Origin of the sequence: Rhizobium sp. Leaf306 (assembly GCF_001423425.1) — a bacterium.
Lineage (GTDB): Bacteria > Pseudomonadota > Alphaproteobacteria > Rhizobiales > Rhizobiaceae > Neorhizobium > Neorhizobium soli.
Genome location: NZ_LMNX01000002.1, coordinates 236,383 through 251,874 on the forward strand (window position 1 = coordinate 236,383; position 15,492 = coordinate 251,874).

The following is a 15,492-nucleotide window of genomic DNA, read 5'->3' on the forward strand; positions in this document are numbered from 1 at the left end:
AACTCCCTAGTCTGCCACGTCGCAAAAAGCAGAAACACCAATGTCGCTTTCATCGCGAGTTTCCCGAAACCCGGCGTTGGTTCACAATTGGATTGCAGGATATGCTGGGTCTCTCCGATCGATCTGCCAGCCGGAAATCCAGACGCTGCGCAGCCGATCTCCCTCTTTGGGGAAGTGGTTTCCCGTCAAACTGCAGCTCTCCACGCGGTCAATCCGGAAATTCCGAATTGCCTGTCTCAGCTCGCACCATCCGACGATGACGGCATTGTCCAGATAGTAGATCAACGCCAGCGGCCAGACGATGCGACGCGTTGGATTGTTCTGCTGGTCACGGTAGTCGAGCAACAGCTTTTCCTCGTCGCGGATCGCACGACGGACAATCCCGAAATCGATGCCTTCCGGAGCTGGAGTGCTTGCGCCCCATGCGTGAAGGGCACGCGATGTCAGTGCTTCGCGCAACGGCGCGGGCACGGCAGCTGCGATCTTGGCGACGACCCGTTCGGATGCCTTTTTGAGGTCAGTGTCGCCTGTACGCTCGATCAGCGCCATGCCGAGAACGACAGCCTCGGTCTCCTCAGCCGTAAACATCAGTGGCGGAAGATCAAAGCCGGGTCGGAGAATATAGCCGATCCCGCGCTCGCCTTCGATCGGCACGCGCATCGCCTGAAGGCCGGCAATGTCCCGATAGATCGAGCGCATGTTGACTTCCAGTTGGGCTGCCATCTTCGCCGCCGTTACAGGCGTCTTTGCCAGTCTCAGAATCTGGATGATCTCGAAGAGCCTGGAAGCTTTGCGCATGCTGATTACCCCATCACAACTGACACACCCCTGTCAGTTGAGCCCCTGTATAGCATGCCGCAACACGCTGAAAAACAGGCGGTATCAAGACCGTCAGTCGAATGGAACGGGCGGCAACTGACATGACCTACGTCGAAAATCTCTGGCTTTTCTTCCTTCTGCTGACGGGCATTATCGCCGTTCCGGGCATGGACATGGTGTTTGTCCTTGCGAACACCCTTGCGGGTGGAAGACGCGCCGGGCTCGCAGCGACTTTCGGGATGATGGCCGGTGGAGCCTGCCATACCTTGTTCGGCGCTTTCGCCGTTGCCGGGCTTACCAGGTTGATCCCGGCTGTTTCCGGTCCCATGCTCATCATCGGGTCGGCCTATATGATCTGGATCGGGGTCAGTCTTGCCCGCAGCTCGATCGTGATCGGGTCCGTTGACAGCGGTGCGGCTCAATCTTCCGGGCGTGTCTTCATTCAGGCCGTCGTCACTTGCCTCCTCAATCCGAAGGCATGGCTGTTCATTCTCGCCGTCTATCCACAGTTCCTGAAGCCTGCTTTCGGGCCGCTCTGGCCCCAGACACTTGCGATGGGTTTAATGACCGTGCTCGTTCAGCTTACCGTTTACGGTGGACTGGCTCTGGCCGCCGCGAGAGGACGCGATGCCATTGTCTCCAAACCCACTTTGACGATCTGGACAGGAAGGGTGGCTGGTGTGGTGCTGGTTGCGATTGCCGCATACATGTTTCTGCGCGGATGGAATGAACTGTGATCGAGCGATCCAGTTGTCGCAAAAATCCGAAGTGTCGAGCTGAAGGCGGCCTCACCAACCACCCCCTAATACCCCACAAAAAAACGGCCGAGATCTCTCCCGGCCGTCTGAACTCTCTCAACCGCGTCTCGCGTTAAGCGCGCGTGGTGCGCTTGCGGCCCTGATGGCCGGCGGTGCGCTGGTCGATGGGGGCCTGGCCGCGGTTGTCGTTGCCGAAGCGGACCGGGCCGCGACCGTCGCCCTTGGGGGCTGCGGCCGGTGTGTGGCGGTTTGGCTTGGCTTCGCCGGATGCGGCGGCCGCATTGGCATTGCCCTGATGGGCCTTGCGCTGGCTGCCGGCTTCATGCGCGCCTTGGCTCGCATGATCGCGGTTGCCGGAACCGGCTGGCTTGGCTGAGCCACGGTTGTCAGGACGACCGCCAGGCTTTGCGCCTTGGTTGCCGAACTGCTTCTTGACCGGACGGAAATCCGAAGTCGAGGACAGATCGTTGTCGGGCGCTACGCTTGCCGCTGCCGGCCGTGCAGCCTGTGAACGGGGAGCCTGGCTTCTTGGCGCTTCTGCACCGTCACCAGCGAAGAACGGCTTGCGGGCCGGACGTTCGCGGCGCGGGCCACGGGCTTCGCCGGCAGCACCGGCACCGCGGCCTTCGCCGCCGCCGCCATTGCCGCGTGGCTGGCCGCCACGGCCGCCCTTGTTGCCGCCGCGGGCATTGGCTCCGCCACCCTTGTTGCCGCCGTTGGCGCGAACCGGACGGTTCATCGTCTCAGGGCGCTCGCCGGTCAGCGTCTTGATCTCGATGTTCATCAACTTTTCGATGTCGCGCAGCAGCATCGTTTCGTCCGGTGCGCAGAAGGCGATCGCGATGCCTTCGCGGCCAGCACGGGCCGTGCGGCCGATGCGGTGAATATAGGCTTCCGCGACATCAGGCAGATCGTAGTTGTAGACGTGGCTGACGGCCGGGATATCGATGCCGCGGGCCGCGACGTCGGTCGCAATCAGCGTCTTGATCTCGCCATCACGGAAACCCTTGAGTGCCCGTTCGCGCTGGCCCTGGCTTTTGTTGCCGTGGATCGAGGCGACCGAGAAACCGATGTTTTCAAAGTGCTTCATCAGCTTTTCAGCGGTGTGCTTGGTGCGCATGAAGACGATCGAGCGGCCATCCGGGTTGTCCATCAGCGACTTGCGAAGAAGGTCGGTCTTGTCGCCCTTGCCGGCAACGAAGTGGACGAACTGGTCCACCTTGTCGGCTGCCTTGCCCGCAGGCGTCACTTCCACCTTGACCGGATCGGTCAGGAAGTCGGCGGCCAGATCGGCGATCGCCTTCGGCATGGTGGCCGAAAACAGCATGGTCTGGCGCTTCTTCGGCACCATTTTCGAAATCTTGCGCAGGTCATGCACAAAGCCGAGGTCGAGCATCTGGTCGGCTTCGTCGAGCACGAGGAAGCGAACCGTCGTCAGACCGATCGCACGGCGCGAGATCAGGTCGAGCAGGCGGCCAGGGGTGGCGACCAGGATGTCGGTGCCCTTTTCCAGCTGCAGCTGCTGCTTGTTGATCGAGACACCGCCGACGACGAGATTGATCTTGAGCGGGCGGCCCTTGATGAAGGTCTTCAGGTTGGCGGCGATCTGGTTGACCAGTTCGCGGGTCGGCGCGAGGATCAGCGCGCGGGTGGTGCGGTTGTCGGGGCGGGTCGCGTCGGCCATCAGGCGCTCGATCAGCGGGAGGCCGAAAGCTGCGGTCTTGCCGGTGCCGGTCTGCGCAAGGCCGATCAGGTCGCGGCCTTCGAGGAGAAGCGGAATTGCCTGGGCCTGGATCGGCGTCGGGGTTTCAAAACCAAGCTCGGTGAGCGTGGCGACGATCTGCTTGGACACGCCAAGAGATTCAAAATTCGTCAAGTCGAATACCTTTCGGGGCGCCAAAAGCGGACGCTCCGAAATGGCACCATGCCATCCGGGCTGCTTGTGGCGTCAAGAACCCCGCGTGATTTGGGAACTTGTGTGTTGGAAATTACTTTCCAGCGCTTGAACCCTCATCCCGAGGGCGATCTATCTGTGCGCCTTGTTCCTTCTTCGCGCTGTCAGTATGGACGCGGGGCAGCTCACGCGGCTGCCGGAAGGTGAAAGCTGGCATGCATTTGGTTGATTTGCCGCCGAAAGTCAAGGTTCTTCTGCAAAACGACGCAGGCTGTCCGCTAGCTGCGACCCGGTAGGCACTCACGTCACAGGGGATTTTCTCGAGTCGTCAGCCCTCCGAGCGGCGGCCACACGAACGGCGATCCCCAAGGCAATGGTCGCGCAGAGTGGCGGCCCAAAACGAAAAACGGCGGTGCATCGCACCGCCGTATCGCAAATCTTGATGGACGCCTGGACGCTTTAGTAGCAGACCCGTGCGCGGTAGGCTTCGCCATACTCGTTTTCCACCCATTCATGGTGGCAACGCGGTGGTGGTGGCGGTGCGGCATAATAGGCGCGACGGTAGACGACCGGCGGCGGTGGTGGCGGAGCATATTCGTATTGCGGCTCCACATAGACCGGACGCTGCGATCCTGACACGATCGCGCCGCCGATCAGGCCGCCGGCAATCCCTGCCGCGGCACCCAGCAGCACATCGTCGCCGTGGTGACGGTAGTGATCGCGGGCCTGCGCTGCCGGTGCCGTCGCAGCAAGTGCGCCGGCGACTGAGAGAGCCGCAATGCCAGCAGTAATGGTCTTCTTCATGATCGACATGCCTGGTTCCTTTCCCCGTGGTGTTTCGAGGTACGATCAAAGCGTCGCTCTCAATCACGGCGGATTGATGGAGGTTTTATCGCCGTAGTCTGAACGCCTATTCAGACTACACCGTGGAAAAATTGCTTTTCGAAAGGTGTCGGCAACCCAGGGTCTGCCCGAAGATTGGATTGCGGCAAAAACCCGGCAATTTGCGGGAGGAATTGTGGCTTGATCTATCTGGCAGTTTTGGCGGGCAAGAAAAAGCGCCGGGTCTGAACCCGGCGCCGGAGCTGATCAGCAGTTGTTCGTCGTGGTGCCGGAACCGTCGGTCGAACCGCTGGTTGCCGAAGGTGCGCCACCGACACCCGTCGTGTCGCAGCCGCCTTTGCTCGTGCCGTTTCCGGTCGTCATGCTCTTGGAGTCCGTGCTGCCCGTGGTCGTCCCATCGTTGGCGCTATTGGACGGCGTTTTGGACGGTGTGTTGGACGGCGTCTGGCCGGTTGTGCCGCTGCTCGTTCCGGATGCAGCGCCTGCGCCAGACGCGCCGGAACCTGCGGATCCACCGGATGCACCTTGAGCGAATGCCGATGTTGCAAGGCCAAGCGTCAGCGTGGCAATCGTCACAAGTTTCATCATCGAAAATTTCCTTTGTTCGCTTCACGTCAGGGTTAACCGGCGTCGGCGTCCAAGGTTGCCTGATGCTGCCGATTTAGTGTCATCGCGTTGATCCTCGATGCGTGAAACGCCCCCGGCCGCACTCCATTCGAACTTGCGAAAACGCAAATATTAAACAACCCTGTGTTCCGGGCAACGTGTTGTTAATACTCGCTATGGTGTTATCGGGTCGGTTTCCGAAAAATGGTGGGATCCCGCATGCGCGGGAGTGAGCGGGGCAGGGTGCACACGAAGAGCGAACGCCTGGAAAGCAAGTTTCTGGAGCGGGCCTGCGCCCGCATCGTGGATCTCCCCGAACCCGCCTATATCAAGAACTGCCGGCTCGCATACGTCGCCGTCAACCCCGCCTATGCGGCCATGGTCGGCGCTCGCCCGGAGGAGCTCGTCGGCCAGACAAGCCGCAGCCTCGGCAGCGATGGCGAAAAGGACGAGCGCAAGGAAAAGGAATGCCGCGCCCTGGTGTTCGGTGCCGAAGAAAAGGCGCTGGCGTTCAACGCCGACGGGATCTTTTCCCACGAGATCCATATCGAACGGTTTCTGACGGAAGACGATCAATCCTACGTCTTCGGCCATTTCCTGCCGGTCGGCGCTGCATCGCGCCCAACGGGTAATGGCGTCCCCGCGCCGCTCGAAACGACAGCGAAGCCGTTTTCGCTGTTTGAGAACGGTCTTCTCGACGACGCGATCGACATGCTCGAAATGGGCATCGGCATCTACGACCGCGACAATGTGCTCGTTTACTGCAATTCGCAGCTTGTCGACCATTTCGATGCCTGCGGCATCGTCATCAAGCCGGGCATAGCGCTGGAGGACATCATTCACCGCGCCTATGATCAGCGGGAACGTGCGGCAAGCGGCAATGCGTCCGTAACGCTTGCGCCGCGCGAGAAGTGGGTGGAACAGCGTCTCCGTGCCTTCCTCGTTCCCTATCACGAGCGGATCGACAAGCTGCCGGATGGGCGCTGGATGCGCAGTCTCAACAAACGGCTGGAAAACGGCCTGCTGATCGCCATCCGCCACGACGTCACCGACTTCAAGGACCAGGAGATGTTGCTGCGCAGCCAGGTGGCGGAAACCGGGCTTTTCCGCGCCATCCTGGAAGACCTGCCGGCCCCCGTGTTCGTTCGCAACGAAAAGCACGAGCTGACCTATGCCAACCATGCCTACGAGCAAATGCTGGGCAGCGAACGGGAAAACTATCTCGGCAAGACTGAAGCCCAGATGTTTCCCTGGGCGGCGGAGCGGTTCTGGAACGAAAACGCCCGCGTGCTGGACGGCGAGGCGATCGACAAGTCAGAGGATATGACCTTCCCCGACGGTTCGGTCATTCCGGTTCTTACACGCCTGCGCTCGATCGAGGTCGACGACGGCAGCCGCTATCTGGTCTGCTCGCGCACGGACGTGTCGCTGATCAAGGAAGCGCAGCAAAAGGCGGAAAAGGTCAGCCAGGATCTGCAGACGATCCTGTCGGCCCAGCCGGTCGGCATCGGTATTCTCGATGCGGATCTGGTGTTCGAATACGCCAATCCCGCCTTCTATACATCCTGGGATACGGACAAGCGCTTCGATCTCGCCGGCCGTTCCTACCGGGATTTCATGAAGGTCAATTACGACAACGGTATCTATGCCGGCTCGGACCTGGATTTCGATGCGATCTACAATGCCCGCATCGCCGCACTGACAGCCAGCAACGATCATCCGCCGATCGAGATCCGCACCCATGGCGGTCATTACCTGCTGATTTCGGGCACGCAGCTGACCGATGGCAAGATCCTCATCAGCCATACCGATATCACCGCGATGCGCCAACGCGATGCGGACATCCGGCAAGCGCAGGAAGCGCTGCAGAAACACGGCGCGCTGATGCGCGACGCAACCAGCGCAATGTCTCAAGGGCTGCTCATCCTGCATGACGGCGCGATTATCTTTTCAAACGATGCGCTTGCCGCCATGCTGGAGATGCCGGCCGACATGCTGTCGATCGGCAAAAGCTGGCGCAACGTCTTTGGCTACTGCGCAAAACGCGGCGATCTTGGCGATGCGCGCACCTCGACCGCGGCGTTGCGCGAATGGGAAGCAAGCGTTGCCTCTGGAGAGCCGGTATTTACCTCGTTCCGCGTCGAGGACCGCCGCTGGATCCAGCTCGAGGCCCGTCCGACCGGGGACGACCACTGGCTTGCGGTCTTCACGGACGTCACCGAGAGCAAGGAACGCGAGGCGGACCTGACGCGCCTGCTCAACCGGGCGGAAGCGGCCGACCGGGCGAAGTCGGAATTCCTCGCCAACATGAGCCACGAGATCCGCACGCCGATGAACGGCGTGCTCGGCATGGCCGAACTGCTCGCCAAGTCCAGCCTCGATACCCGCCAGAAGACCTTCGTCGACATCATCGTCAAATCCGGCAATGCGCTTTTGACGATCATCAACGACATTCTCGATTTTTCCAAGATCGATGCCGGCCAGATGAAGCTCCGCAAGGCGCCGTTCGATCCTGTCGAGGCAATCGAGGACGTGGCGACGCTTCTGTCGTCGGCCGCTGCCGACAAGGATATCGAACTGATCGTCCGGGGCGAGGTTTCGGTGCGCGAAACGGTCCTCGGCGATGCCGGCCGTTTCCGCCAGATCGTTACCAATCTGGTCGGCAATGCCGTCAAATTTACCGAAAAGGGCCATGTCTTCATCGACTTGAAGTCGCGGCCGATCGATGGTGACCAGCTGATGCTGTCGATCCGCATCGAGGATACCGGCCTTGGCATTCCCGAAGAAAAGCTTCGGTCGGTGTTTGAAAAGTTCAGCCAGGTGGATACGTCGTCCACCCGCCGTCATGAAGGCACGGGGCTCGGCCTTGCGATCACCTCCGGTCTGGTCGAGCTGTTCGGCGGCTCCGTCGGGGTCGAGAGCGAGCTTGGCCGTGGTTCGGTCTTTACCGTCAACCTGCCGTTTGCCGTGGTTGCCGAACGCAAGATGGAAGTGACGCTGCCGGTCAACACCAGCGGCGCCCGCGTCCTCGTGATCGACGACAATGCCGTCAATCGCCGCATCCTCACCGAACAGTTGAGCATGTGGGGCTTCGAGACCGTGGCCGCTGAAGACGGGGCTGAAGGCCTCGCCTTCCTGCAGGAAGCCGCTAGGCTCGGCATCGTCATCGATACGGTCGTGCTGGATTATCACATGCCGGAGATGAACGGGTTCGACTGCGCCAAGGCGATCCGGCGCGACAAGCGCTTCGATCTCACCGGCATCGTCTTTCTGACCTCGATGGACATGGCCAATGACGAGTCGATGTTTGCCGAACTCAACGTCCAGGCGCATCTGATGAAGCCCGCCCGCGCAGCCCTGTTGCGCAGCACGATCATCGACGTCGTCCGCGTCATCCGCACCCGGCGCCGCGCCTCCGGGCAAGCGGTGCCGCTCATTGCGTCGTCTGCTCCCTCCGTCGACACAGCGGGCTCAAAGCCTGCAGAACCGGTGGCGCAACAAAACACCGTCGCTCCCATCGTCAAACCAACGCTCGATGTTCTCGTGGCTGAGGACAACGAGGTCAACCAGATCGTCTTTACCCAGATCCTGCAGATGACCGGATGGCTGTTCCAGATCGTCAAGAACGGGGCGGAAGCCGTCGAGGCCTGGCAGAAGTATGATCCGGCAGTGATCATCATGGACGTGTCGATGCCGGTGATGAACGGCCATCAGGCGACCCGCAAGATCCGCGAACTCGAGACATCGACCGGCACGCATGTCCCGATCATCGGCGTCACGGCCCACGCGCTCGAAAGCGACCGCGAGCTCTGCTTCCAGGTCGGCATGGACGATTATCTGTCGAAGCCAATTAGCCCTGAAGCGCTGGAGAACAAGATCCGTCACTGGCTGGATGGGGCAGTCGTCGTTTCGGCGCTCGACGGCAATTGAGGTCTTGGAGCCTCAGCCCTTGCGTCCGCTCAGCATCTCTCGCTTTCCGGCAAAACCGGGTTGGCGCTCCACGGTGAAGCCGGCCGCCGCCAGATTGCGCCGGACGAAGCCTGCTGCCGCATAGGTTCCGAACGTGCCGCCGATGCGGGTCTTGTCGAACAGCGCCTGCATCAGCTCCGGCGACCACATGTCCGGATTGCGCGACGGCGCAAAGCCATCGAGGAACCACGCGTCGAACTCGTCTCCCGCAGCCGTGACGCCGTCGAGCGCTGCGTCGCAGACAACCGTGAGCGTCGTCTGGTCATCGAGGTCGATGGTGATCCGGCCGCTCGGCTCATCCGGCCATGCTTGCGTCAGTGCCTGCCGCTGCGGATCGATTTCCGGCCACCGCGCCAGTGCCCGCCCGATCTCGTCGCGTTGCATCGGATAGAGTTCGAACGATGTGAAATGCAGCCGTGTGCCGGGTTTGCGGAAAAGCGCCCACTGGCGCCAGGTCTCGCAGGCGTTGAGGCCGGTGCCGAAACCGAGTTCGCCGATCCGGAACGTGTCTTCGGTCGGTGACATGTCGTTCCAGCGCTCCGGCAGTCCGTTTCCGGCCAGAAACACATGGCCGCATTCCAGCCGGCCATCGCTGCGACAATAAAAGTGGTCGCCAAATTCCGTCGAATACGGCATATCGCCGTCATGCCAGTCAAGCGCCGGGGCTTCAGGCGTGGCGTCGTCTTTTACAATTTCGGGATCGTGATTGCTCATGGAAGATGCGGATAATCCTCGAGGTCCCCGGGGTCAATCTCAAGCGATCCCGCATCTCCCCGGCGATCACGTCGATCTCCTGATCATCGGCGGCGGCATCATGGGCCTCTGGGCCGCGGTCAAGGCGGAACGGCTTGGCATCCGCACCCTTTTGGTCGAAGCGGGACGGTTGGGGCAGGGTGCCAGCGGCGGCATTCTGGGTGCGCTGATGTCGCATGTGCCCGACCGCTGGAACGACAAAAAACAGGCGCAGTTCGATGCGCTGGTCGCCCTCGAAGACGAAGTTTCTAGGCTCGAAGGCGAGACCGGGCTGTCCTGCGGTTATCGCCGCTCCGGTCGGCTGATCCCGCTGCCGAAACCGCATCTCAGACCCATCGCCCTACGCCATCAGCAGGAGGCGGAGGTCAACTGGCGGCACGACGGCGATCCGTTCCACTGGCATGTGCTCGATGCGTCCCCCTTCGCATGTTGGCCGGATCCGGCCTTTACCGAAGCCGGCATCGTGTACGACACGTTTGCTGCCCGCGTTTCCCCCCGACATCTCATGGCAGCGCTCGCCGCCGTCCTTGGCAACGCCCGGCATGTCAGCGTGATCGAAGGACTGCCGGCGGAGCGGATCGACCCGGTGGCGAACCGCGTCGAATTTGCCGATGGGCGCTCGATCGGTTTTGGCCATTGCATGATTGCGGCCGGCCCGCAGTCGTTTCCGCTGCTTGGTCCCCTGTCTCCATCCATCTCGGTTCCGCTGGGACAGCCGGTGAAGGGGCAGGCGGCGCTGTTGAAGGCCGATATCGATCCGGCGCTGCCGATCCTGTTTCTCAACGGGCTCTATGTGATCGCCCATGACGATGGCCACGTGGCGGTCGGCAGCACCAGCGAGGAGGAATTCGACGCGCCGTTTGCCACCGATGCCAAGCTCGACGATCTCCTGGTCCGCGCCCGCGCGCTCGTGCCGGCACTTTCCGGTGCGGAAGTGGTGGAGCGCTGGGCCGGGCTACGGCCGAAGGCGATCGGTCGGGAGCCGATGGTCGGTCCGCATCCCGACCATCCGCGCGTCATTGCTCTCACCGGCGGCTTCAAGGTCAGCTTCGGGCTTGCCCACAGGCTTGCAGATGCTGCGCTCGGTTTCGTCATCGGCCAGGAGCACTCGCTACCCGAGAGTTTTATACTTTCGGATCATCTTGCGGTTGCTACGCGTTAAACGCGCGTTTCGGCCCTTTCTCGTCGTTAATCTGTCACGCAAATCGCGTAACCCAATTCGTGGGGTTGATGAGCATGCGTGAATAAACGAACAGGGGCAGAAAAGGTGACGCATGCGCTACGCAATCTATTTTACGCCACCTGCGCATGATCCGCTGACGCTTGCCGCGGCGCAATGGCTAGGCCGCAGTGCCTATTCCGGCGAGGCGATGGAGCCGCCCGAGATCTGCAACCTTGGTTTGCATGAGATCGCCTATCATACCGCGCTGCCGCGTCGCTGCGGTTTTCACGCCACGCTGAAGGCGCCGTTCCGGCTGGCGCCTGAGATCACCGAACAGATGCTGCTGCGCCACCTGATGCGCTTTGCCGGCGCGCATGATCCGTTCGAACTGCCGCCTCTCGAAGTGGCCCGGCTCGGCAATTATTTCGGGCTTGTGCCGGCGCTTCCCTGCGAGCGGATGCGGTTTCTCGCCTGCGCCGTCGTGCAGGAATTCGATGCGTTTCGGGCGCCGCTCTCGGAAGGCGAACTGGAACGCGCCGATCCCGGCGATCTCTCGGCACCGCAGTTTTCCAATCTCTATCGCTGGGGCAACCCTTACGTGATGGAAGAATACCGTTTTCACATGACGCTGACGGGCCCGATGACACCAGCCGAGATGCCGCGTTTCGAAACGGCCTTGCGCGCCCATTTCAATCCGTATCTGCTGCGTCCCTTGGAAATCGCCAATATCGCGCTGTTCGTCGAGAATGAGCCCGGTGCGCCGTTCCATGTCCATTCTCTGCATCCGATGGGGCGCGTTTCCGCCCGCAAGATCGCCTGAGCGATCACGTTCCGTCTCGACATCGGCGGAAAGGCTGGGCTACCTTCCACAAGAGATAATCGAGGTGGACCATGCCCATAACCATAAAAGACTACCCCCGCGATCTCGTCGGCTATGGCCGCCACACGCCTGATCCGAAATGGCCCGGCGGCGCCAATATCGCCGTGCAATTCGTGATCAATTACGAAGAGGGCGGCGAAAGCTCGATCCTGGATGATGATCCGGCGTCGGAAAACCTCTTGTCGGAGATCGTCGGCGCCGCCGCCTGGCCGGGCCAGCGCAATCTCAACATGGAATCGATCTACGAATACGGTTCGCGCGCCGGTTTCTGGCGGCTGCACCGGCTGTTTACCGAACTCAAGGTCCAGACCACCGTCTACGGCGTGACGCTTGCCATGGCCCGCAATCCCGAAGCTGTCTCAGCCATGAAGGAAGCCGGTTGGGAGATCGCCAGCCACGGTTATCGCTGGCTGGAATACAAGGATTTCGACGAAGCGCGGGAACGCGAACACATCCTTGAGGCGGTGCGCCTGCATACGGAGCTTACCGGCGAGCGTCCCTATGGCATGTATCAGGGAAAGCCATCCGACAACACGCTGAAGCTTGTCATGGAAGAGGGCGGTTTCCTCTATTCGTCCGACAGCTACGCCGACGATCTGCCCTATTGGGTTCCCGGGTTGGATGGCAAGCCGTTCCTGATCATCCCCTATACGCTGGAAACCAACGACATGCGCTTTGCCACGCCGCAGGGTTTCAACACCGGCGATCAGTTCTTCACCTATCTCAAGGATGCATTCGACACGCTTTACCGCGAGGGACAGGAGGGCGCGGCAAAGATGCTGTCGGTCGGCCTGCATTGCCGCCTCGTCGGGCGTCCGGGTCGCGTTGCTGCGCTGCGCCGGTTCATGGAATACGTGCTCTCCCACGACAAGGTCTGGCTGCCGCAACGCATCGAGATCGCCCGCCACTGGCACGCCCATCACAAGCCCTCAGATGCGTCGATGACCAGCACGGTGGCTGCACGATGACCGCCCGCAACGATTTCGTCGCGACCTTCGGTGGTGTGTTCGAACATTCGCCCTTTATCGCCGAGCGCGCCTATGACGGCGGCATGATCTTCGTGCCGCTGACCGCCAAGGGCGTGCATGAGGCGATGGTGGCGGTTTTTCGCGCCGCGGACCCGCAGGAGAAGCTCGGCATCCTCAACGCCCATCCGGACCTTGCCGGCAAGCTCGCCATCGCCGGCGGATTGACTGAAGAGAGCAAAAGCGAACAGGCCGGCGCCGGTCTCGATCGTCTGAGCCCAGATGAGCACGCACGCTTCACCGAACTCAACGCCGCCTATGTCGCAAAATTCGGCTTCCCCTTCATCATCGCCGTCAAGGGCCTGACACGGGACGACATCCTCGCCGCCTTCGAGACCCGCGTCGGCAACGACGCCGATGAGGAGTTCAAGACCGCCTGCGCCCAGGTGGAAAGGATCGCGCATCTGCGGTTGCTGGCCCTTTTGCCGGAGACGTGAGGGGGTTGCTTTCTTCGCCGTCGCTTGTGGCCTATATTGGATGGATAACGAGTGGTGGCCACATGAGACCGTCGGAAGCGCTGGAGAAAAACAGGGGAGTGATCCGGGAGATTGTCGCCCGTCGGCAGGTCTTCAACGCGCGCGTCTACGGTTCCGTCCTGCGGGGCGAGGATCATGCCGGAAGCGATCTGGATATTCTGGTCGACCCGTCGCCGGATACATCGCTTTTCACCCTTGGCGGGCTGCAATGGGAGCTCGAACAAGCACTCGGCGTGCCCGTCGATATCAAGGTGCCCGGCGACTTTCCTCCCAATTTGCGCGAGCGCATCGTTTCTGAAGCGCTCGCCATATGACGGGCGGCCGGCTGGAGGTCTACCTAGAGCGCATGTCAGTCGCGGGATCACGCGCTATTGCTTATGTCGACGGTGCTGACCGCGCATCATTCGGAGCGGACCAGCGGACGCAGGATGCGGTAATCGCCAACATCGCTGCGATCGGCGAATGCGTGACGAAAATCATGGACAGGTTTCCCGAATTCGCCGCCGCTCACCCGGAGGTGCCGTGGCAGGATATCAGGGCAATGCGCAATCGGGTAGCGCATCAGTATTTCGATATCGACGTCGATACGGTGTGGCGCACGGTGATGATCGATCTTCCCGACCTTCTCGACAAACTCCAATCTCTGCGCAACTTCCATGCCCAAGGCGAATGATTTGACCGACCATGAAACCCTCTGCATCCTCCCGCTCACTAAAGCCGCCTTCGCAGCCTATGGCGATGTGATCGAGGCCGATCCGGCGACGATGCGGCTGATCAACAACGGCACGACAGAGCGCTACCACGGGCTTGCCTCACCAGTTGTGGTCGGGCCGGCCGAGCGGCTGATCTTCAACATTTTTCGCGGCCAGCCGCGGAGTTTTCCGCACGAGGTGGGGATGATGGAGCGGCATCCGTTCGGCAGCCAGAGTTTCATGCCGCTCTCGGGGCGGCCGTTTCTGGTGGGCGTTTCCGACGACGAGGACGGTCGGCCGGGGCGCCCCAAGATCTTTCTGGCGCAGCCGCATCAGGGCGTTAATTATTTCGCCAACACCTGGCATCATCCGCTGATGGCGCTAGGTGAGATCAGCGAGTTTCTCGTCGTCGATCGCGACAACACGGCCGCCAATCTCGAGGAATTCGTCTTCGAAACACCCTATCGCATCACGGAGCCCAGCCTATGACCGGCCTCACCACCCATGTGCTCGATACCGCGAGCGGTGCGCCTGCCTCCGGGCTCGTCATCGACCTCTACCGCATTGACGGCGACGCCCGCGAAAAATTGATGACGGTCACGACCAATACCGATGGCCGCATCAATGGCGGGCCGATCCTATCCGGCGACACCTTCATTGTCGGAACCTACGAGCTCGTCTTCCATGCCGGCGATTATCTGCGTGCCCGCGGTGTCTCGCTGACCGAGCCGGCCTTTCTCGACGTCATCCCGATCCGCTTCGGCATGTCCGATGTCTCGGCCCATTACCATGTGCCGCTGCTGATCTCCCCCTATGGCTACTCCACCTACAGGGGGAGTTGATGCGGTTTGCCGCGATCGCCGATATCCACGGAAACTGCGTGGCACTCCAGGCGGTGCTCGACGATGTCGCAGAGCTCGGTATCCGCGACATCGTCAATCTCGGGGACTGCTTCAGCGGCCCGCTGGAGGCGGACCGGACCGGTGACCTGCTGCTGCTTCTGGATGAAGCCGCAACGCAAACCGTGCGCGGCAACCACGATCGCTACCTCCTGGAAACGCCACCAGACGCTTTGGCCGCCTCGGATCGGCACGCGCACGGGCAGATGTCACCGCGGCATTTCGAATGGCTGCGCAAACTGCCGTTCAGCATGGTCTGGCGCGACGACGTTTACCTCTGCCACGCGACGCCTGAGAACGACAATCTCTACTGGCTCGAAACGGTGTCCTCGGACGGCCACGTGACGCTACGGCCGCAAGCCGAGATCGAAGCGCTGGCCGAAGGCATCGCGCAATCGCTGATCCTTTGCGGCCACAGCCATGTCGCCCGGATCGTGCAGCTTTCGGATGGCCGGCTGATCGTCAATCCCGGCAGCGTCGGCCAGCCCGCCTATGACGACGATGCCCCCGTCTTTCACAAGGTCGAAACAGGCCATGCTCTGGCGTCCTACGCGGTGATCGAAAAGACCGACAAAGGCTGGACGCCCACATTTCGCACCGTTGCCTACGACCACATGGCAATGTCGCGGCTCGCCGCGAAGAACGACCGTCCCGACTGGGCAAGCGCATTGGCGACCGGCAGGGTGTGAGGGGCGGACGGGCCGCGCCCATGCCCC

The 15,492-nt window shown here is 61.6% G+C and carries 16 protein-coding genes; 11 read left to right on the forward strand and 5 right to left on the reverse strand.

The window, feature by feature from the left end; genetic code table 11:
* Positions 1-81: 81 nt before the first annotated feature.
* Positions 82-798, reverse strand: coding sequence for a YafY family protein (locus ASG19_RS09025; protein ID WP_062455437.1), 717 nt, complete (start codon positions 796-798; stop codon positions 82-84).
* Positions 799-920: 122 nt separating this feature from the next.
* On the opposite strand from ASG19_RS09025, the gene ASG19_RS09030 reads away from it, so the two are divergent.
* Positions 921-1,556 carry a LysE family translocator gene (locus ASG19_RS09030; protein ID WP_062457878.1) on the forward strand — a complete coding sequence of 212 codons (636 nt, stop codon included), beginning with the start codon at positions 921-923 and terminating at the stop codon, positions 1,554-1,556.
* Between the two features lie 133 nt (positions 1,557-1,689).
* Here ASG19_RS09030 and ASG19_RS09035 read toward each other — a convergent pair whose 3' ends face one another.
* The 3 genes from ASG19_RS09035 to ASG19_RS09045 all read right to left on the reverse strand — a co-directional run bounded on the left by ASG19_RS09035 (position 1,690) and on the right by ASG19_RS09045 (position 4,902).
* Positions 1,690-3,453, reverse strand: a complete 1,764-nt coding sequence (locus tag ASG19_RS09035; RefSeq protein WP_082476267.1) for a DEAD/DEAH box helicase — start codon at positions 3,451-3,453, stop codon at positions 1,690-1,692.
* A 477-nt stretch (positions 3,454-3,930) separates the two neighbouring features.
* Complete coding sequence (locus tag ASG19_RS09040; RefSeq protein ID WP_062455439.1) at positions 3,931-4,284, reverse strand: hypothetical protein; 354 nt, start codon at positions 4,282-4,284, stop codon at positions 3,931-3,933.
* Between the two features lie 276 nt (positions 4,285-4,560).
* The gene (locus tag ASG19_RS09045; protein WP_062455440.1) at positions 4,561-4,902 is read right to left on the reverse strand and encodes a hypothetical protein; all 342 of its coding nucleotides are present in this window, start codon (positions 4,900-4,902) and stop codon (positions 4,561-4,563) included.
* Between the two features lie 237 nt (positions 4,903-5,139).
* On the opposite strand from ASG19_RS09045, the gene ASG19_RS09050 reads away from it, so the two are divergent.
* A complete protein-coding gene (locus ASG19_RS09050) occupies positions 5,140-8,850 on the forward strand; it encodes a response regulator (protein WP_062455441.1) in 3,711 nt (1,236 codons plus the stop codon).
* 12 nt (positions 8,851-8,862) lie between these two features.
* On the opposite strand, the gene mnmD is transcribed toward ASG19_RS09050, so the two are convergent.
* Complete coding sequence (gene mnmD / locus ASG19_RS09055) at positions 8,863-9,603, reverse strand: tRNA (5-methylaminomethyl-2-thiouridine)(34)-methyltransferase MnmD (protein WP_062455442.1); 741 nt, start codon at positions 9,601-9,603, stop codon at positions 8,863-8,865.
* Between mnmD and ASG19_RS09060 the strand changes: the two genes are divergently transcribed.
* From ASG19_RS09060 to ASG19_RS09100, 9 genes are all read left to right on the forward strand, one after another.
* The gene (locus tag ASG19_RS09060) at positions 9,602-10,804 is read left to right on the forward strand and encodes an FAD-binding oxidoreductase (protein WP_062455445.1); all 1,203 of its coding nucleotides are present in this window, start codon (positions 9,602-9,604) and stop codon (positions 10,802-10,804) included. The genes mnmD and ASG19_RS09060 overlap by 2 nt on opposite strands.
* 112 nt (positions 10,805-10,916) lie before the next feature.
* On the forward strand, positions 10,917-11,624 hold the full coding sequence (locus ASG19_RS09065) for a DUF1045 domain-containing protein (RefSeq protein ID WP_062455450.1): 708 nt from the start codon (positions 10,917-10,919) through the stop codon (positions 11,622-11,624).
* Between the two features lie 77 nt (positions 11,625-11,701).
* On the forward strand, positions 11,702-12,652 hold the full coding sequence (puuE, locus tag ASG19_RS09070) for an allantoinase PuuE (protein WP_156466493.1): 951 nt from the start codon (positions 11,702-11,704) through the stop codon (positions 12,650-12,652).
* Positions 12,649-13,146, forward strand: a complete 498-nt coding sequence (gene uraD / locus ASG19_RS09075) for a 2-oxo-4-hydroxy-4-carboxy-5-ureidoimidazoline decarboxylase (protein WP_062455456.1) — start codon at positions 12,649-12,651, stop codon at positions 13,144-13,146. The genes puuE and uraD overlap by 4 nt, the downstream gene beginning before the upstream one ends.
* A gap of 62 nt (positions 13,147-13,208) precedes the next feature.
* Entirely contained in the window at positions 13,209-13,499 is a 291-nt protein-coding gene (locus ASG19_RS09080; RefSeq protein ID WP_062455459.1) for a nucleotidyltransferase family protein, read from the forward strand.
* 32 nt (positions 13,500-13,531) lie between these two features.
* Positions 13,532-13,858 carry a DUF86 domain-containing protein gene (locus ASG19_RS09085; protein WP_200933892.1) on the forward strand — a complete coding sequence of 109 codons (327 nt, stop codon included), beginning with the start codon at positions 13,532-13,534 and terminating at the stop codon, positions 13,856-13,858.
* Positions 13,842-14,366 (forward strand): ureidoglycolate lyase, encoded by a 525-nt coding sequence (locus ASG19_RS09090; protein WP_062455465.1) that lies wholly within the window; start codon positions 13,842-13,844, stop codon positions 14,364-14,366. Before ASG19_RS09085 ends, ASG19_RS09090 begins: the two co-directional genes overlap by 17 nt.
* On the forward strand, positions 14,363-14,719 hold the full coding sequence (gene uraH / locus ASG19_RS09095) for a hydroxyisourate hydrolase (protein WP_062455467.1): 357 nt from the start codon (positions 14,363-14,365) through the stop codon (positions 14,717-14,719). The genes ASG19_RS09090 and uraH overlap by 4 nt, the downstream gene beginning before the upstream one ends.
* Complete coding sequence (locus tag ASG19_RS09100) at positions 14,719-15,465, forward strand: metallophosphoesterase family protein (RefSeq protein WP_062455470.1); 747 nt, start codon at positions 14,719-14,721, stop codon at positions 15,463-15,465. The genes uraH and ASG19_RS09100 overlap by 1 nt, the downstream gene beginning before the upstream one ends.
* Positions 15,466-15,492: the final 27 nt, after the last annotated feature.